At 51.6% G+C, this 18276-nt stretch carries 15 protein-coding genes; 8 read left to right on the top strand and 7 right to left on the bottom strand.

Translation table 11 applies throughout. From position 1 onward, the window contains the following. Positions 1 to 67: 67 nt before the first annotated feature. Positions 68 to 1900 (bottom strand): protein-disulfide reductase DsbD, encoded by a 1833-nt coding sequence (locus H7A02_11185; protein ID MCP5172813.1) that lies wholly within the window; start codon positions 1898 to 1900, stop codon positions 68 to 70. Between the two features lie 160 nt (positions 1901 to 2060). Here H7A02_11185 and H7A02_11180 point away from each other — a divergent pair, with 160 nt between their 5' ends. From H7A02_11180 to H7A02_11170, 3 genes are all read left to right on the top strand, one after another. Further along, positions 2061 to 2498 (top strand): copper chaperone PCu(A)C, encoded by a 438-nt coding sequence (locus tag H7A02_11180; protein ID MCP5172812.1) that lies wholly within the window; start codon positions 2061 to 2063, stop codon positions 2496 to 2498. Between the two features lie 41 nt (positions 2499 to 2539). After that, positions 2540 to 3601 (top strand): DUF2333 family protein, encoded by a 1062-nt coding sequence (locus H7A02_11175; protein MCP5172811.1) that lies wholly within the window; start codon positions 2540 to 2542, stop codon positions 3599 to 3601. A gap of 119 nt (positions 3602 to 3720) precedes the next feature. Then, positions 3721 to 5889, top strand: coding sequence for an EAL domain-containing protein (locus H7A02_11170; GenBank protein ID MCP5172810.1), 2169 nt, complete (start codon positions 3721 to 3723; stop codon positions 5887 to 5889). Positions 5890 to 5917: 28 nt separating this feature from the next. Here the strand turns inward: H7A02_11170 and H7A02_11165 are convergent, their stop codons facing one another. After that, entirely contained in the window at positions 5918 to 6931 is a 1014-nt protein-coding gene (locus H7A02_11165) for an adenosine kinase (GenBank protein MCP5172809.1), read from the bottom strand. Between the two features lie 186 nt (positions 6932 to 7117). Between H7A02_11165 and mrcB the strand changes: the two genes are divergently transcribed. The 4 genes from mrcB to H7A02_11145 all read left to right on the top strand — a co-directional run bounded on the left by mrcB (position 7118) and on the right by H7A02_11145 (position 12705). Then, complete coding sequence (mrcB, locus tag H7A02_11160) at positions 7118 to 9454, top strand: penicillin-binding protein 1B (protein MCP5172808.1); 2337 nt, start codon at positions 7118 to 7120, stop codon at positions 9452 to 9454. Between the two features lie 88 nt (positions 9455 to 9542). Further along, positions 9543 to 9992 carry a hypothetical protein gene (locus H7A02_11155; GenBank protein MCP5172807.1) on the top strand — a complete coding sequence of 150 codons (450 nt, stop codon included), beginning with the start codon at positions 9543 to 9545 and terminating at the stop codon, positions 9990 to 9992. Positions 9993 to 10054: 62 nt separating this feature from the next. Beyond that, positions 10055 to 12355, top strand: coding sequence for a DUF1631 family protein (locus tag H7A02_11150; protein ID MCP5172806.1), 2301 nt, complete (start codon positions 10055 to 10057; stop codon positions 12353 to 12355). Between the two features lie 5 nt (positions 12356 to 12360). Then, entirely contained in the window at positions 12361 to 12705 is a 345-nt protein-coding gene (locus tag H7A02_11145; protein MCP5172805.1) for a PilZ domain-containing protein, read from the top strand. Between the two features lie 69 nt (positions 12706 to 12774). Here H7A02_11145 and H7A02_11140 read toward each other — a convergent pair whose 3' ends face one another. The 4 genes from H7A02_11140 to hemL form a co-directional block, all read right to left on the bottom strand. Further along, complete coding sequence (locus H7A02_11140; protein ID MCP5172804.1) at positions 12775 to 13794, bottom strand: class I SAM-dependent methyltransferase; 1020 nt, start codon at positions 13792 to 13794, stop codon at positions 12775 to 12777. Between the two features lie 17 nt (positions 13795 to 13811). Then, positions 13812 to 14507, bottom strand: coding sequence for a 16S rRNA pseudouridine(516) synthase RsuA (gene rsuA / locus H7A02_11135; protein MCP5172803.1), 696 nt, complete (start codon positions 14505 to 14507; stop codon positions 13812 to 13814). 17 nt (positions 14508 to 14524) lie between these two features. After that, a complete protein-coding gene (hemB, locus tag H7A02_11130; GenBank protein MCP5172802.1) occupies positions 14525 to 15535 on the bottom strand; it encodes a porphobilinogen synthase in 1011 nt (336 codons plus the stop codon). A gap of 65 nt (positions 15536 to 15600) precedes the next feature. Then, positions 15601 to 16881: a glutamate-1-semialdehyde 2,1-aminomutase gene (gene hemL / locus H7A02_11125; protein ID MCP5172801.1), complete on the bottom strand. Its 1281-nt coding sequence runs from the start codon at positions 16879 to 16881 to the stop codon at positions 15601 to 15603. 102 nt (positions 16882 to 16983) lie between these two features. On the opposite strand from hemL, the gene H7A02_11120 reads away from it, so the two are divergent. Next, positions 16984 to 17586 (top strand): DUF924 domain-containing protein, encoded by a 603-nt coding sequence (locus tag H7A02_11120; protein MCP5172800.1) that lies wholly within the window; start codon positions 16984 to 16986, stop codon positions 17584 to 17586. A gap of 114 nt (positions 17587 to 17700) precedes the next feature. Here H7A02_11120 and H7A02_11115 read toward each other — a convergent pair whose 3' ends face one another. After that, positions 17701 to 18255 carry a DUF2058 domain-containing protein gene (locus tag H7A02_11115; GenBank protein ID MCP5172799.1) on the bottom strand — a complete coding sequence of 185 codons (555 nt, stop codon included), beginning with the start codon at positions 18253 to 18255 and terminating at the stop codon, positions 17701 to 17703. Positions 18256 to 18276 lie beyond the last annotated feature (21 nt).

Genomic DNA, 18276 nt, shown 5'->3' with positions numbered 1-18276 from the left:
TTTTTGCCACTGTTCGCCGCAATTTACCCTATAAGTTCCGGTTTTACGTCATTCTTTTAGAGAGGATTTATTCTGTTTTGTCAATGGCGTCGAGCACAATATTTTCGGTGAGCAGTTGAGGCAAGATGGATGGTTGCGACACGCCTTTTGCGTAGAAGAGGTATAACGGAACACTGTTGCGACCATTGCGATTTAGCAGGGCGGTAATTTCAGGGTTGTAGTTGGTCCAGTCGCCTTTCAGGTAGATGATGTTTTTTTCGGTTAGTGCCTGCCGGAACTTTTCAGAACTAAGGGCAAGTTTTTCATTGGCAAGACAGGTGATGCACCAGTCTGCGGTCAGGTTAACGAAGACAGCCTGATCAGCTGCGAGCAATTTGTCCAGCCGTTGCTGAGTGAAGGGTTGCCAAATAGCGGGTTGGCGGCTGCTTTTCTGGTAGGTTTGGTAGCTGTTAAATGGCAGAGTGATGGCAGTAATGATAAGCGCTATTGACAGTATTGACCTTATCAACTGGTGCTTGCCTTGCCGATTATGTCGGCTCAGCCAGATAGCCAGAGAGAGTAATACCACACCAATCAGTAGAGCGATAACAGTATCAATATCTGTTTGATTGCCCAGCACCCACAGCAGCCAGAGCGCGCTCAGGTAGAGTGGAAAGGCTAAAAACTGTTTGAAGCTTTCCATCCATGGCCCGGGGTGAGGCATCCTGTTCGCCAGCCCCGGCCACCAGGATATCAGTAAAAAGGGCAAGGCCATTCCGATGCCGAGAAAGATAAATATCAGCAGTGCTATTGTGGTGGATTGAGTCAGTGCGAACCCCAAAGCTGTCCCCATAAAGGGAGCTGTGCAGGGGCTGGCGACCACAGTTGCCAGCACCCCGGTCATATAGGTGGCAGGCAGGTTGTGCCCCGTGGTGGCTGATTGTCCCATGCTCATCAGGCGGGTGCCGAATTCGAAAAAGCCGGAAAAACTAAACCCCATCAGAGTGAAGAGGTAGACAAGCGCTCCGATAAAAACCGGGGACTGCAACTGAAATCCCCAGCCAATGGCAGAACCTGCGGTGCGGAGTGCAATGAGCAGGGCGGCGATAAAGGTAAATGCGCTGACTACGCCGAGGGTGTAGGTCAGTCCGTGCAAGTGTTTGCGCTGTTGGTTGAGCCCAGAGTTTGCCATGCTCAACGCCTTGATTGACAGCACCGGAAATACACAAGGCATCAGGTTCAGAATGGCGCCACCAGTGAGTGCAAACAGCAAGATGATGCCCAGCGAAGTGATGGTTTCAGTCTTTGTGGTATTGCGCGGAGCATTATCTTGTGACTCTGGCGGAACAGCATTGGCTGCTTCAACAACGCGGACTGCAATTAATCCGGTTTCAGCGACACCGGTCTGTGGGTTGGTATGATCTATTTTCAGCTGGTGGCGGCGTGGTGGGTAACAAAGCCCGGCATCGGCGCAGGCTTGTGATTCAACCTGCAAGTCATTAGGCAGTCCTTCCAGAGGCATGCTCAGTTTGGTGCTGTTATAGAAAACCTCCAGCTCTTTTTCGTAATAGTCGTCATACTTGGAGCTGCCTGGCTGATAGCTGACGGCAGGGCTAAGTGGTCGATTTTCTGTATCGAGAAATTTAAAGCGATGTTTGTAGAGGTAGTACCCCGGAGCAATATGCCAGTTCAGAATTAACCGCTTGGAATCAGTGCTTGCTGTGGAGTCGAGTTGGTAGGCTTTTTCAACAGGCAGGAATTCAGGTGCCGTGGTTAGAGGGAGTGCGGTCTCCAGGGTGCTGGAACCTTTTGAGGTGTTGGCATTTAAGGAGAAGGCCTTGTCGGCGGCAGCATCGAATGCGATGAGACACCCGCTGAAGATTAATATGAGCAGAGTGTTGTAATGATGCTTTTTTAACAACTTGCCAGTCCTTCCCGAAAGCGTTGCCAAAGGGTTAATCGTCTGAGAGGGTGCTATGAGACCCTCTGTTTGAGGGCTATTGTACGGGTTGAGTTCCCTGGCCGCGAGTTTCTTTTGAGGGGCTGTGCCTGTTTAACAGGAGACATGTTATAGTTCTTCCATGTTTGAAAAAAATAGATTTGTCGGCTTTTTGTTATTACTGGTTGCCCTGGCGTCCGTTCATGTGAGTGCCGGTGTGCTGGTGGATGATGCCTATATTCGTGGTGGACCCCCTGGTCAGGAAGTTGCGGCGGCATTTTTTCGTTTGACCAACCAGTCTGGTGATGATTGTGATTTGATTGGCGCTTCGTCTGCTGTGGCGGGAGAGGCTGAAATTCATGCCCACTTTCACCAAAAGGGTTTAATGCAGATGCGCCGGGTTAACCGGCTGACGTTGCCAGCGGGTGAAACGGTGGTTTTCGAGCCCGGTGGCTATCACCTGATGTTGCTGGGTATTGAACAGTCGCTGGTTGACGGTGACCGCCATTCACTGACGTTGCTGTTTAGTGGCTGCCCGGAGCAAACTGTGCAGGCTGAAGTGCGCAGTGTGCTTCGCTGATAGCGGGTTTGTGAGCGTGATTAGAAGGAAGATGATGTTTAATGGGTAAGCTGGGTTTGCGTAAATGGTTTTCCCGTCGGGCAAGGCAGGCAGGTGAAACCCTTGCTGAGGATTATGTCGGTGATCAAAACTCCCTCTGGTTGAGGGCGGGGCTGGCCGGGTTAGCGCTGTATGTCATTGTGGTGCTGATCATGGGTTGGTTCTGGAGTAGCGAACCGGAACGTTTTGATGTTGTGGCAAAGAGTCAAGAGTATTCGCCGCGTTATGTTGTGGGTGCCACGACAACAGCAACGTTGATCAACACCATGGAGGTGTTGCTGGACAAGCCGGGCGGCTACCTCAGCAATGATATTGCCCCGCCCGGACTGTTGCTGGATAACCTGCCTTCCTGGGAGTACGGCGTGCTGATTCAGGTTAGGGATCTGAGCAAGGCCATGCGGGAGGCATTCAGCCGCTCGCTGTCGCAATCCACAGAAGATGCAGATTTGGCTTTGGCGGAACCGCGCTTTAATTTTGACAGTAATAGCTGGGCTGTGCCTGCCTCTGAGTCCGAGTATCGGGATGGCATCAGGTATCTGAAAAAGTATCTGGGCAGATTGTCCGATGATCAGGAATTCGATGCTCAGTTTTATGCCCGTGCGGATAACCTGCGGTATTGGTTGAGCACGGTGGAAACCCGCTTGGGTAGCCTGTCTCAGCGGTTGAGTGCCAGTGTTGGGCAGCGTCGTCTGAATACGGACTTGTCTGGTGATCAGGCTAACAAGCAGTCCACGTCTGTTGCCGGTGAGTTGGAGGTGAAAACGCCCTGGCTTGAAATTGACGATGTTTTTTATGAAGCCCGGGGCAGTACCTGGGCGTTGATTCATTTTCTTAAAGCCGTTGAAGTGGATTTTGCCGAGGTGCTGTCGAAAAAAAATGCCGGTGTCAGTCTTCAGCAAATTATCAGAGAGCTTGAGGCTGCCCAGCAGCCGGTATATAGCCCCATCATTCTCAACGGCACCGGCTTTGGTTTTGTGGCCAACCATTCGCTGGTCATGGCTTCTTACATAAGCCGTGCGAATGCGGCTATTATTGACCTGAGAGAGCTATTATCTCGAGGGTAGATGTTGTTGCGTTATCTGCCTTGTGGCTGATCGAAAAGGAGGTTGAGCAGGGTTAACGGACCCTGAGTTGCTTGATCATGAGTAAATAAGGAACGTCTCGACAGGAAGCGGGATACACAATGGATATCCGGAATAGCTTGGACAGCCTGCTTCCCCTTTCGGGGGAGCTGCAGGCTTCAGCGCTGGAACGAATCGACATTTCGGACCAGGGTGTCATGCTGGTCGATGCAGCTATGAAAATCTGCTTTTGGAGTGACTGGTTGTCTGAGTGGACCGGTGTTGCCTCCACCCAGGCCAAGGGCAAGTCGTTGAGCGGTCTGTTTCCTGGCATTCTCGAAAGTGATTTCCGTAAAGCGGTGGATGCGGCCATTGTTGACGGGCGCGAGATTGACTGGTCTCAGCAATTTGATCCGGAGCAGCTTGACCTGATAGAGCGTGCGTTTACTGATGGTGGCAGGGCATTGCCACTAAACAGGGTTTCCTTTTGTCCCCTATCCGTGCAGGAATATGGCGATAGCTGTCTGGTTCAGTTGAGCGAGGCAGCCTATGCGCCGCTGCCTTTCCGCCGTCGCGAAACGGCGATTGATCAAGCGCCAATAGTGCCCCCATTATTTCAGGCGGATAATTTTCGGGTGCTTAATGCGGTGTGTGATCATGTGGCAGACGGCGTTTTATTGCTTAACCGGCAGGGCCGGATTCAGTATGCCAACCCTATGGCCTGTGAGTTGTTGGGTATCGCCAATATCGCTGCTGCGGGTCTGCCGATCAATGAAATGATGGCGTTGACGGATCACTCGGGAACAGCGATTGAGTTACCATCCTCTGAGGCCCTGCGCCTGGGCATTGAAACCTCTACCCCTGAGCACGCACTGTTGAGCGGTAATGGTGCTGAGTTGATTCCGGTGATGGTGACAGCAACCCCTGTAAAGAACGAACGAAACATTCTCGCTGGCTGTGGTGTGATCATTCACCCTGTCAGTGAGGTGCGAAACATGTCTTCACGGTTGCACTGGCAGGCGACCCATGACCCACTTACGCGGCTGGCTAACCGGCGACGTCTTGAAGCCGAGCTGCTATATGCCATTGAGCATGCCCAGCTGCACAACACAACGCACACGCTGCTCTATATAGATCTGTATAACTTCTCCATCGTCAATGACACCAGTGGTTATAAGGCGGGTGATGAAGTGCTGCGACAATTTGCCCGTATGCTGGAAAAGCTGGTATCACCGAAAGACATTGTGGCCCGCATTGGCAATGACGAGTTTGCCTTGCTGATCAATGATCGTCCGGTCAGTGAGGCCCGGGAGCTGGCCGAGAATCTGCTTTGGGAGGTCAAGGGGTTTAGTTTCCCTTGGGAAGAGCGGCGACTGAAAGTGGGGGTGAGTGTCGGGGCCAAGGTGATTGATCGGGATTCGGCATCGGAAATTGATATATTGCTCGCTGCTGGTTCATCGTGCCGTCTCGCAAAAGAGTCCGGTCGCAATCGAATTCACTTCCACTATCGCAGTGTAGAGGTCATGCAGCGGCAATCTATTGTTGCCTGGATTCCCAGAATCAGTGATGCACTTGAAGAAAACCGTTATGAGCTCTGCTGCCAGTCGATTGTTCCAAGTCACGATCTTGATCAGATACAGCACTACGAGCTGTTGGTGAGGATGATAGACAAACAGGGTAACAGTATACCGCCCAACAGCTTTATTCCGGCAGCTGAACGGTACAACCTGATTGAGGATATCGACAAATGGGTATTTGATCACCTGCTGCAGCAGCTGGTTCAGAATCAGGCAGAAGGCGGCGGGTGCCGGTTTGCTGTTAACCTCTCCGGCTTCACTATCAGTGATGAAACCTGGAAAGACTATGTTATTGGTCGCATGCGGGAATTAAAGGTTGATCCGCAACGCATTCAGTTTGAGATTACTGAAACAACAGCCATTCGTCATTTTGACCGGACTGTTCGCTTGATTCACGCCATGAAGGATGAAGGTTTTCACTTTGCTCTCGATGATTTCGGCAATGGTTTATCGTCACTGGGGTATCTTAAGCAGTTGCCGGTTGATTACCTGAAAATTGATGGGGGTTTTATTAAAAACATGGTGAGCAATGACGTGGACTATTCGATGGTCAGTACCATCAACCACCTTGGTCAAATCATGGGCATCGCTACCATTGCTGAATGTGTGGAAAATGACAAACAGCTTGCGATGCTGCAAAAGATAGGTGTTGATTTTGTGCAGGGCTTCCATATTTCCCGGCCACGCCTGCTTGCCGATTTACTGAAAACCTAGAGCTAGCAGCCTGTAGATGGGCGGGGGATCAACAAGAGCCCGGCAGGTTTTTGAATGCCAGCAGTAATTCTTGGTGTTGCTCTGGGTGCAATCTGGGCCCAAACTGGCTGACAACTTTTGCCGAGGCCAGGTTGGCCAGTTTTCCGGCGTCGGTGCAATCAAGCCCATGTGTCAGCCCGTAGAGGAGTGCGCCTGCAAACATATCTCCGGCACCATTGGTGTCGATCGCTGTGACCGGGTGTCCCGCAACGCGGTGCAAATTGTCGCCGTCAAAGATCAGCGACCCTTCCGCCCCCAGCGTGATGGCAAAACGGTGTGAGACGTTTTTCAGTTTTTCAGCCGCCTCCAATACCTGGCTGGCACCAGTCCATTCCAGCGCTTCGGCCCTGTTGCAGAATAGCAAGTCCACCCTGTCGCCGATCATTTCCTGTAAACCGGTTTTAAAGTGGGTGACCATGCCGGGGTCAGAAAGGCTGATGGCTACCTTGACCTTGCTTGCCTGCGCAATTTTCCTGGCCTTAATTGCTGCGGCGCGGCCTGATGGAGAGGTGACCAGGTAGCCTTCCATGTAGAGATATTCGGAACAGGCGATGGCCTCAGCATCAATCTCGTTTTCAGAGACAGTTTCGCTGGTGCCAAGAAACGTATTCATGGTTCGCTCGGCATCCGGGGTGATCATCACCAGACATTTGCCGGTGACGCCTTTACCCGGACTTGTTGTGTGCGGGTGTTTGACACCGGCACTTTCCATATCCTGGAGATAAAAACGGCCATTGTCATCATCGGCAACTTTGCATGAGTAGAAGGCTTTGCCGCCGAAATAACTCAAGGCTATGATTGTGTTAGCGGCAGATCCACCACAGGCTCTTCGCGAAGCGACAAGGTGATCCCGCAGGTGGGTGACCAGCTCATGCTGGCGGGCTTCATCCACCAGTGTCATCAAACCTTTTTCAATGCCCAGTTGAGCGAGATCCTGATCGGCGACTTCAATTTCAGTGTCGACAAGTGCTGCGCCGATGCCGTAGACGTGGTACTGGGTCATGCAAAAAATACCTGTTGAGAGTGAGAGGGCGCTATTATGCGCTACCGGACAGTAATGTAAACGCGGGTTGGCGGTGCTCGATAATTTTGCCAGCGTTAAAGTCGCGTTGATTGGGTACAAATTTGTGTGAATTGCTGTGTATCCGGCAGAATGGTTGTCTGTTTGTTGGTCGCCTGAGGAGCCGCGTTGGTCAGTCAAAAAAGTCAAAAGAAGCCTGCTCAAAAAACCAGAGCACGTAAATCCAGAGTTCGTGAATCAAAAGTGCGCCGTTGGCGCTGGAAGCTGGCGGTCGGCTTTCTGCTGTGTGGTCTGATTGCGGTGGTGGCTCTGGATGTACTGGTTTACAACAAGTTTCAGGGCAGGAAGTGGTCTTTGCCCGCCCATGTCTTCAGCCGGGAGATGGAGCTTTATCCCGGTTTGGCATTAAGTCGGGATCAGTTTCTCTGGGAGCTGGGGCAGCTGGGTTATGAGCGCAAGGTTGATGCCAAATTGCCAGGCCAGGTTTCGGTAGCGGGTAACCGGGTTGATGTTTTTACCCGGGGTTTTACTTTTTGGGATTCGAGCGAACCTGCGCAGAAGCTGCGTTTGCAATTCAACAGTTCGCGGCTGTTAACACTGTTGAACAGTGCTGGCAATTCACTCTCGCTGGCTCGCCTTGAGCCGCTCAGAATCGGGGGCATTTATCCCTCTCATCAGGAAGATCGGGAACTGGTTCGTTTGGGGGAGGTGCCTCCGCGTCTGGTTGAGACGCTGGTAGCCGTAGAAGACCGAAACTTTTTTCAACATTTCGGCATTTCATTCCGCGGTATAGCCCGTGCGATGAAGGCCAATCTTCAGCAGGGTAAGACGGTTCAGGGTGGCAGTACACTAACCCAGCAACTGGTGAAGAACTTCTACCTCAATGAAAAACGCACACTGTCAAGGAAGTTGCTGGAAGCCGTGATGGCGGTGTTGCTTGAAGTGCATTTTGACAAGAATGAAATTCTCGAAACCTACCTCAATGAAGTCTATCTGGGGCAGTCCGGGCAACGCGCCATTCACGGGTTCGCCATGGCCAGTCGACATTATTTTCAAAAGCCGGTTGGGGAGCTTGAGTTGCATCAGGTAGCGTTGCTTGTGGCATTGGTAAAAGGCGCCTCTTATTACAACCCCTGGCGGTATCCGGAACGGGCGCTGCAAAGGAGAAACCTGGTGCTGGACGTACTGGCACGAGAAGGAGGCGTCAGTGAGCAACAAATTCAGCAGGCTCGACGACAGCCATTAGGCATTGTTGCAAGGGGCAGTCGGCGCAAAAATGATTTCCCCGCCTATATGGCGTTGGTGAAAAGGCAGTTGCTGGAAGACTATGGTGATGAGGCACTGCGCAGCGAAGGGTTGCGAGTGTTTACCAATTTTGATCCCCAGGTTCAGCGCCATCTCGAGCAGAGCCTCGACAGCAAGCTGGCGTTAATCGAGCGAGACTATCGGTTGGACAAAGGGCAGTTACAGGTGGCGTCCTTGGTGGTGCGAGTTGGGACGGCAGAGGTGATTGCCGTCGCCGGAGACAGGCAGGCCGGATACGCCGGGTTTAACCGGGCGCTGGATGCGTATCGACCGGTTGGTTCTACCATTAAGCCTGCGGTTTATCTGGCGGCGCTTGAAAATGTGAAAAACTATACGCTGGCAACACCGATTGACGATAGCCCGGTAGTGGTCCGTTCTGAAAATGGTGAGGAGTGGCGGCCGCGAAATTTTTCCCGTGAGAGCCATGGTCGGGTGATGCTCTATCAGGCACTGGCACAATCTTATAATCAGGCAGCTGCAAGGCTGGGGATGACCGTTGGCATTCCCGCTGTTGCCGATGTGATTGAGCGATTAGGTTACCGGGGCGAAATCAATCAGGTGCCCTCGCTGATGCTGGGGGCTATGGCAATGTCACCCTTTCAGGTGGCAGAGCTTTACCACACACTGGCGGCTGGAGGCTTTCATTCGCAGCTGCGTGCCATCAGAACGGTTTATACAGCGGACAATGTGCCTCTGAAACGCTACCCCTACCAGGTGCAACAGGTATTTTCACCGGAAGTCATGCATTTAATGCAGTATGCACTGCAGGTGGTGATGCGAGAGGGAACCGGTAAAAGCGCCTACCAGCGTTTGCCGTCAGAGCTTTTGCTGGCCGGCAAAACGGGCACCAGTAATGATCAGCGTGATAGCTGGTTTGCCGGCTTTAGTGGCAGTTACCTCAATGTAGTCTGGCTGGGCCGCGACGATAATGGCAAGATGCCGTTAACGGGTGGAACCGGTGCGTTACCGGTATGGATCGATATCATGGCGGGTTTGAATCATCAGTCGCTGGCGTTTGAAAAGCCGGAAGCGATCCAGTATCACTGGGTTGATAGTGAAGGCCTGTTAAGTTCCCGCTATTGCCAGGGTGCCCATTATCTGCCATTTATTGACGGCAGTGAGCCGACCCGGAAAGGCGCTTGTACTGCAACGGCTCCGCAGCGGGCAATCGAGTGGCTGAAGGGCAAGCTGGGCTGGTAGGGGTTGAAAGACTGCGCTGGCAGAATTTAAACGTGTCGTTGTATTTGCAAACAGGTTGCTAAACCGTTTGAACAAAAAGGAATCATCAGTGTTGAAGAGAAATCTGTTGGGTCTTGTTTTTGCCAGTCTGCTGCTGGGGGCCTGTGCGCCAATGGTTCCTGCGCCAACAGGTTACCCAGCCCCGGACGAGCGAAAGACCGACTCCGGGAAGGCAGAGACCCCTCCGGCAAGGCGTATTGAGCCGGAAAGCCCAAAAGCAAGTGCGGCCCAATCGGCCGTAGAAAGGTTGCTGCAGGAAGGCTGGCAGCTACACCGGCAAGGTATTTTCGAGCGATCCAACGCGATTGCCGAGCGAGCCTTGCGGCTTGATCGTGGCAATGCAGAGGTCTATTTACTGCTTGCATCCAATTATTACAGCCTCTGGCAGTTGGGTATGGCTGAGCAAATTGCCCGTCAGGGTTTACCGCTTGCGTCCGGTAATACCGCGTTGCAGGCAAAGCTGAGAGAGCTGCTGGTCGAGATACAGGCCAAAAACTAAAACTTAACCTTTCTGAAAAACAGGGCTATTATTCTGAAACCAGGGGGAGTACCTTCACAACCATGAGTGATCAGTCTGCTTCAATTCAGCTCAAGCATCGCCGGGAAGATATTCTTTCCCGGGTGAGTAGGGTTGTGCTGGATATTTCAGCAAAGGATTTTCGGGAATTCCTTTTGTCTGCTCATGACCGGATTATGGAGCATGTCGAGCAGCCGACTGCTAGCCGCGAGAGATTTGAGCTGCTGCATGATCGTGCGCAACTGAATGCCAATCGCAGTCATGTTTCAAGAGTTTTTCAGCGCAGTCTGGAACGGCAATACGCTCTTTCCGCCGGGGTTATGCCACAGTTCAAACCGGATGAATCAGAAATCGATCACCGGCGTATGCAACTGGTGGCTGATGATGACGTTGAAGAGAATGTGGCGCTGGTGAATGCCCGGCAGCATGCCGAAAATGAATTTAATACATCGCTCTGGGCTTTGGGTCAAAGAATGGCCATGCTCAATGGCGGGCAGAAAGTGCCCTTGAAAGATTTACCAATGGCGCCCGTACACTACTGTGCAGCACTGCAGGAGGCAATTGCTGATCTTTCAACAGTAGGCAAACTGTATTTGTACAAGTTGTTTGATCAGCTGTTTCTGCGGCGACTAGGGCGTGTCTATGAGGCGGCAAATGCCGAGTTTGAGCGGCAGGGTGTATTGCCGAATATACGGTTTGCGGTGAAGAAAAGTGCCGGCGACCGTTATACCGGTGCAGCGCCAAGGCAGAAACAGCAAGCCTCAGGCAGTGTCGGCGGTTCTGGTGTTGTTGGCTCGCGTGCTGGTGGTTCTGGTGCTGGTGGCTCGGATGTTGCTGCCGGAGGAATCACAGGTTCCAGTACCCGGGTTGAAGGAAAAGGCGGTGGGCAAACTGTCGTGATTGGTGGCAGTGATGCGCCGGTGACGGGTGAAAGCTCCGAAAAGCTGGTGAGCAAAATTCACGCATTGCAAAGCGCATTGCGTCAGGGTACTGCTCCGGCAGCGCCAAACTACAGTCCGTCACAGTTGATGGAAGCGGCGAAAAAGCTCCAGCAGTTGAGCCGCCATAGTGCTGAAAACCTGATGCTAACCGCTCAAAATATTCCCGTGCATGATATTCAAAGAGGCGTAGAAACGTTTCAGACGGAGTTGCAGAGCGTTGTGGGTGATAAGGATGTCGTTGTCAGCAGTGCCGATATGGCCACTATCGATCTGGTCGGTATGCTGTTTGAGTACATTCTCAATGACGAACAGCTACCTGATTGCGTCAAGGCGATGCTCAGTTATCTGCATACACCTTACCTGAAAATCGCGTTTGCCGATCCGGACTTCTTTCAACACGAAGACCACCCGGCACGACAGCTGCTGAATGTGCTTGCCGATGCGGGTGTTCGCTGGGTGGGTAACGACGGGCGCAGTGAATATCAGATCTTTCATCAAATCAGAACGATAGTAAAACGCGTTATTGATGACTTTGAGTACGAAGCAAAATTATTTGCAGTACTGTTAATGGATTTCAGCAGCTACGTTCAGAAAATAGAGTTACGCGTTGAGCTGCTTGAAAAACGCGCCACTGAGAAAGCGCAGGGTGAAGACCGCCTTAGAGAGGTTAAGGAGCGGGTCAGTGCCGAAATTCGGCAGCGAGCTAAAAATCTCGAGTTGCCTTCTCCTATTCTCTTGTTTCTGTTGCAGCCATGGTCCGATTACATGGCGTTTGTTTTGTTGCGTTATGGCGAGAAGTCAGAGTCCTGGCACCAGGCGCTGAATCTGATTGAAGATCTCCTGTGGGGGCTGGAGTTGAGTGATGAAAACAGCGATAAGGTACGCTGGCGACAGCATTACCCTTGGATAGAAGCCACTATTGAGAAAGGTTTTGAGTTAATTGGCTATCATCGAGGCAAGGGCCGCAAGCTGAAAAGAGCCATAGACAAGGTTTATGATGCCCGCCTTAAAAATATGGCGCTGGATGATACGGTGGATGCCACCCGCCTGAAACTGGTTCGCCTGGCTGAGCGGCGCCTGGAAGACCCCGCTTCATCAGTGGTTGAAGATGAGCGGGTACAGCAAATTATTGATAAGCTGCGTTTGATGGAGTTTGGTACCTGGTTTGAATACCGCGATGGCCGCCGCGAGAAAGTGGCCTGGTTTAATTCCAACAGTCTGCACTTCCTGTTTGTGGATCAGAGCGGCAAACGCACGGGAATTCGTACCGGGCAGGAAATTGCTCAGGACATGATCGGCGGTGAAATGCAGATGATTATCGGCAGTACCAAGCCGTTGGTTGAGCGTACTCTGGAATCCATTTATGCTGATCTGAATCAGCAGGCACTGGCTCAGGGAGCATAATAATAATGACTGATGACCAAAACCGCAGGCAACTGGAGCGGCATGCTGTTGATGTGCGAGTCGAGATTGAGAACAGGCTCACTGGCGATAAGCTCGGAGGGCTGGTTAATATTCACAGTGAAGGGTTGCTGATTGCTGCGGATAACCCTCTGGGAGTGGATAACATTTATCAGCTGGTTCTTAACCCCTGTGATACTACGCAGGGTATTGGTCAGTTTGAATTGGGCGTCGATTGTTTATGGGTGCGGGAAATGTCCCACGAGGAAGGCTGGTGGGTGGGCTGTAAAATCATTTCTGCAACCCCTGATGCCATTGAAAAAATCGACAGAATTGTCAGCTTGTTTGAATGATTCGGCATCAATACGCCATTTTTTCTGGCTCAAATAATAGTGCTGGAAGCTGTAAAGCAGTGCGGCCACTTATTTTTCCAGCAACACCAGTTTGAAGCCGTTTTCTTTTGCAATCACAGATGTTTTTCTGAACACTCCGGTAGCCTTTTTCTCCAGTGGCACGAATTCATTCACCACAAACAGTGCTTTCCCTTCTGCGGTTAGCCGCTGGAAGCTGGCGTTCATAAAACGGTCGGTAAGATTTCCGTCGGTAGCAAAGCCCTGGTGAAAGGGTGGGTTACAGATTACCGCAGTAAAAGTTTCGTTGATTCCTCCGGCACAATCATCCGCCACCACATTCCCGCTAATGCCCAGCAGGGCAAAATTCTTTTCGCATGCGGTGATGGCGGCGGCATTGTTATCAGTTGCCGTTATCCGGGTATCAGGTGTTATCTGGTGGGTGTAGGCCGAGAGATACCCATAGCCACAGCCAAGGTCCAGCAAAGTTGGCGGTTTTTCCGGAAACCCGCCGATAAACGATGCCAGGTGTTCACACAAAAACTGACTGCCCTTATCTATTTTATTCCAGCCGAAAATGCCGGGCTTGCTGTATAGCTCAAGTTTGCCGTCAGAGATCTCCATGCGGAGCTCAGCATAGTTTTTGTCATCGAGAGGTTTGACGCTATCCTCCTTCTCCATGGTCAGGGTAGCGCAGTAAAACGACCCACTTTTTTTAATACCCGCAGCGCAGGAAAAATACTGTTCAGCATTTTTTATGTAGGTTTTTATGCCTTCGTTCTTGGCGCCGATCAGTATCAGTTGCCCTTTGTGTTTCAGGTACTTTTTTGCCTGATTGATAATATGGTGAACCACGGGTTTTTCTTTAGACACTCGGTAGTAAATACGGTCGAAGCTGTGTTCCTGAAAGAGGTCAAAGCGAAAGTCATTGAAGTGACAAATGAGGCCTGCGTCTTGCGCCTGCTGGTACAGATCGAAACGATTGGTCAGTAGTGTGGTTGATGTGGGAATTGATGACAGAGAGATATCGCGTAAATTTTCGTCGGCAACGAGCAGCTGGTGGCCCTCATTGGCGAGCCTCGATATTAACAATTGGAAAGCCTGTTGGTTCAAGGCCCTATGCTCAGAATTTCTTCTTTCGTTAGAGGGCGATACTCGCCAGGGGGTAATGCTTCGTCCAGCACAATGTTGCCGATACGCTCACGATGAAGCGCAGTAACATGGTTCCCCATTGCTGCAAACATACGCTTTACCTGATGATACTTGCCTTCACTGATGGTTAGCCGGGCGGTTGTTGGGCCGGTAATTTCCAGCGTTGACGGCAGGCAGCGTCGCTTCTCTCCTTCCAGCCAGATCCCCCCGGCAAACTTATCTGTCAGGCCTTCGGCTAGAGGCTCGTCAACTTCCACCAGATAGGTTTTTGGGCAACTGCTGTGCGGAGATGTGATGCGGTGATTCCACTGGCCGTCATCGGTGATGAGCAGCAGGCCGGTGGTGTCGATGTCGAGTCGACCGGCTATCTGTAATTCCTGATGCCGGTGTTCGTAAATCAAATCAATGGCGGTCGGGTGGTTGCGATCTCGGTTGGCGGATACCACGCCAGCGGGTTTATTCATCATAAAATACCGTTGCTGGGGCTGGGTAACAGGGGAGCCATCAATGCAGATTTCATCATCGTCTGTTACTTGCATTGCCGGACCGCTTGCAAGGGCGTCATTTATGGAGACTTCCCCCGCGCGAATTAACCGCTTTACATCGTTGCGGGAAAGATCAGTCGCGTTGGACAGGAACTTATCAAGTCTCATCAGAGAGCAGAGGCCAGTTACTGATTCAACAGTTCGGCGGCTTCTTTAGCGAAATAAGTCAGTATTCCATCTGCACCGGCTCGTTTAAATGCCAGCAGTGATTCAAGAATAACCTTGTCTCGCGCCAGCCAGCCGTTTTCAAAAGCTGCACAATGCATAGCGTATTCGCCACTGACCTGATAGGCAAACGTGGGTACTTGCAGTTCACTTTTGACACGCCGCAAAATATCCAGATAAGGCATGCCTGGCTTGACCATGATCATGTCTGCACCTTCGGCCAGATCCTGCGCGCATTCGTGCAGTGCTTCGTCACTGTTGGCTGGGTCCATTTGGTAGCTCTTCTTGTCGCCACCCTGAATGTTAGCTGCGGAACCTACCGCGTCACGAAAAGGCCCGTAATAGCTGGAGGCATACTTGGCAGAATAGGCGAGTATTTTGACATTGGGGTAACCGGCATCTTCCAGGGCGTCCCGAATAGCGCCAATGCGACCATCCATCATGTCCGAGGGGGCGACGATATCTGTGCCTGCTTCGGCGTGGCTCAATGCCTGACGCACCAGTGCTTCTATCGTGACATCATTTTGCACGTAACCACTGTCATCGATAATGCCGTCCTGGCCGTGGGTGGTAAAAGGGTCCAGCGCCACATCGGTAATAATGCCCAGCTCCGGCACTGCACGTTTCAGTGCGCGAACGGCTCGCTGTGCCAGTCCGTCGCGATTGAAAGCCTCTTCCGCGGTGAGCGATTTTTTTGCCTGCGGTGTAACAGGGAACAGGGCAATGGCCGGAATGCCGAGTGCGACAATGGTTTTCGCTTCTTCGACCAGAACGTCGACGGATAATCGTTCAACCCCCGGCATTGATGCAACCGGCTCTCGCTGGTTTTCGCCATCAATAACAAATACCGGGTAGATGAGATCATCTGTTGTGAGGCGATTTTCCCGCACCAGGCGGCGGGAAAATTCATCACTGCGATTGCGTCGCAGCCGGGTAAGGGGGAATGAACCTCGAGTGTCAGTAAAGCTCATGTCTGCTCCAAATGTTGTCTGCCGGTATCCTATGAACGATGATCATAGTGCCTAATGCTTCCGGCCTAAAGTTTTTTGAATACACGCGCGGCGGCGTCGAGTGTGTATTTGATATCAATATCGGTGTGCGCTGCAGACATAAATCCAGCCTCATAGGAAGCGGGTGCGAGGTAAACGCCTTCCTTCAACATGCCGTGGAAAAATTGGCCAAAGCGCTCAGTATTGCAAGCCATCACCTGCTGGTAATTGCTGACGCTGTTTGCCGTAGTGAAGAAAATACCAAACATGGTGCCGATATGGTTGGTTGTGAAGGGAATGCCTGCGGTGTCTGCGCGCTCCTGCAATCCAGCCATCAGTTCTGTCGTGTGTTCAAGAAGCGGTGCGTAAAAATCCGGCTGAGAAATCAGGTTCAGCGTGGTTAGCCCGGCAGTCATGGCGACAGGATTACCGGATAGTGTGCCAGCCTGGTAGACGGGTCCTAACGGGGCGATCTGCTTCATTACCTCGCGCTTGCCACCGAAAGCGCCAACAGGCATACCACCGCCAATCACTTTGCCAAGGGTGATTAAATCAGCTTCGATATGAAAATGGCCGGTGGCGCATTGTGGGCCAACCCTGAAACCTGTCATGACTTCATCGAAAATTAGCAGGGCGCCATTATTGGTACATTGCTCACGAAGTGTCTCCAGAAATCCGGGTTGTGGCGGAATGCAGCTCATATTGCCTGCGACAGGCTCGACAATCACACAGGCAACCTGTTCGCCGATTTCGGTAAAGGCCTGCACAACCGCATCGCTGTCATTGTAGGTGAGCGTCACTGTGTGATCGGCCAGCGAAGCGGGAACACCAGGTGAGCTGGGCACACCGAGAGTGAGTGCGCCAGAGCCAGCCTTTACCAGTAGTGAGTCAGAATGGCCGTGATAGCAGCCTTCAAACTTGATGATTTTGTCGCGCCCGGTGAATCCTCGGGCCAGCCGAATGGCGCTCATCGTCGCTTCAGTGCCGGAATTTACCATTCTCACCATATCCAGCCCCGGCACTAATTCGCAGAGTCGGTCGGCCAGATCAATTTCAATTTCTGTTGGCGCACCAAAGGTGAGCCCTTTTTCCAGTTGCCCACGAATCGAATCCAGTACGTAGGGGTGGCCATGGCCAAGAATCATCGGCCCCCAGGATTGCACATAATCGACATACCGATTACCGTCGGCATCATAAAGGTACGCATCTTGAGCACTATCGAAAAAAACCGGTGAGCCGCCCACGGCCTTGAATGCTCTGACGGGTGAATTTACACCACCGGGAATATGGTTTTGTGCGCGCTGAAAAAGCTCTTCTGAACGTTGCATTTAAATTGGGACCGACAAAATCTGAAAGGGAAGCTATTATTACCAATTGTGAAGAGAGGTGCACCCTCAAAGTGAATAACAATAAAAAGGGCTGGAGTGGTTATGGGTCAGAAAGAATGGCAAGTTGTTCTCGACTACTGGTTTGGTGATATTGAAAACACGGCTATCGATTGGCAGCAGCGAGGAGATTTATGGTGGGGAAAGCACAGGGAGGTGGACCAGGAAATACGAGACAGGTTTGCCCACTTTGTGAATGGTCTGTCAGAGGGCGGATACCGCGACTGGCTTGGGTCCGCCCGAGGCAGGCTGGCGGCAATTGTTGTGGTTGACCAGTTTTCGCGCAATCTGTTTCGGGGAGAAGCGAAGGCTTTTGCTGCCGACCCACAGGCCTTGCAGTGGTGTCTTGATGGCATTGATTGTGGTGACGATTTATTGCTGAAACCGGTGGAGCGGGTATTTTTCTATATGCCTCTTGAGCATTCTGAGAGCCCGGCGATGCAACAACTTTCAATAACCAACTACAGGGCTTTGGTGTCAGCTGTGCCTGAAGAAGAAAAAGAGACATTTCGGGGGTTTCTGGATTTTGCCCAGCGGCATTACGATGTTATTGCCCGGTTTGGACGTTATCCGCATCGAAATAAAGCGTTGGGGCGAGAGAGCACACCGGAGGAAATGGCGTTTATGGAGCAGTCCAGCAGTTTTTAATCAGGGAGCGGCTAAGCTGGTGCCATCGCCAGCCCGCAGTTGACGCAACTCAATAGAGGCTGTCTTGGGTGTTATGTCGGGCTTTCTGGTTCGTTCTAGTCGCGTTTACAAAAGCTACCACATCAAATCATCCGGGATTTTGTAGTCCGCGTAATAGTCATCTTCATCCGGTTCATCAAGCGTACCTTGCTCGCCTTTTGTGGGCTGATTCTGCAATATCACCACAGTTTCGTCACGTTGTTTGATTTTATCGGCAACGGCTGAGGGCACCAGCTCGTATTGCTCGTTCAATTTAACAACAGCAATCAGCCCTCGACTTAACTGCCGGTGCAATAAATCTGATACATAGATTTTTTTAATTTTTTTAGCATCAGTAAACTGATATGCGGTCTCACCACCCTGACGGTTGATGCGATTTACTTCAATTAACTGTTTGATTTGCGCAGCGATGGCTTTTTGCTTTGCGGCAGCTTCGCGTTGTCGATTTATTTCACGGTCACGAGCGGAACGTTCAGCCTGGGCTTGTTTCGCCAGTTGTCGAGTTTCGCTCACAACGGGTTGGCCTTTACGTGCCTGCTTGTTTTGTTTGTGCTTTTCTTTTTTAGCTTGCTTGGCTTTTTTCTCGTCGACAATTCCGGCCTTGAGAAGTTGATCTTGCAGCGACGCCATTGGTTGGACCCTGTGCTAAAT

The sequence above is a fragment of the Pseudomonadales bacterium genome (genome assembly GCA_024234435.1).
Taxonomy (GTDB): Bacteria; Pseudomonadota; Gammaproteobacteria; order Pseudomonadales; family Porticoccaceae; genus JACKOF01.
Note: the sequence above shows the minus strand (reverse complement) of the source record. Positions and strands in the feature narration are given on the sequence as shown.

Coding starts and splice junctions, on each gene's coding strand:
- H7A02_11150 (MCP5172806.1), top strand. CDS start 10,055: ATGAGTGATCAGTCTGCTTCAATTCAGCTCAAGCATCGCCGGGAAGAT.
- H7A02_11165 (MCP5172809.1), bottom strand. CDS start 6,931: ATGACCCAGTACCACGTCTACGGCATCGGCGCAGCACTTGTCGACACT.
- H7A02_11120 (MCP5172800.1), top strand. CDS start 16,984: ATGGGTCAGAAAGAATGGCAAGTTGTTCTCGACTACTGGTTTGGTGAT.
- H7A02_11180 (MCP5172812.1), top strand. CDS start 2,061: ATGTTTGAAAAAAATAGATTTGTCGGCTTTTTGTTATTACTGGTTGCC.
- H7A02_11170 (MCP5172810.1), top strand. CDS start 3,721: ATGGATATCCGGAATAGCTTGGACAGCCTGCTTCCCCTTTCGGGGGAG.
- hemL (MCP5172801.1), bottom strand. CDS start 16,881: ATGCAACGTTCAGAAGAGCTTTTTCAGCGCGCACAAAACCATATTCCC.
- rsuA (MCP5172803.1), bottom strand. CDS start 14,507: ATGAGACTTGATAAGTTCCTGTCCAACGCGACTGATCTTTCCCGCAAC.
- H7A02_11175 (MCP5172811.1), top strand. CDS start 2,540: ATGGGTAAGCTGGGTTTGCGTAAATGGTTTTCCCGTCGGGCAAGGCAG.
- H7A02_11145 (MCP5172805.1), top strand. CDS start 12,361: ATGACTGATGACCAAAACCGCAGGCAACTGGAGCGGCATGCTGTTGAT.
- hemB (MCP5172802.1), bottom strand. CDS start 15,535: ATGAGCTTTACTGACACTCGAGGTTCATTCCCCCTTACCCGGCTGCGA.
- H7A02_11115 (MCP5172799.1), bottom strand. CDS start 18,255: ATGGCGTCGCTGCAAGATCAACTTCTCAAGGCCGGAATTGTCGACGAG.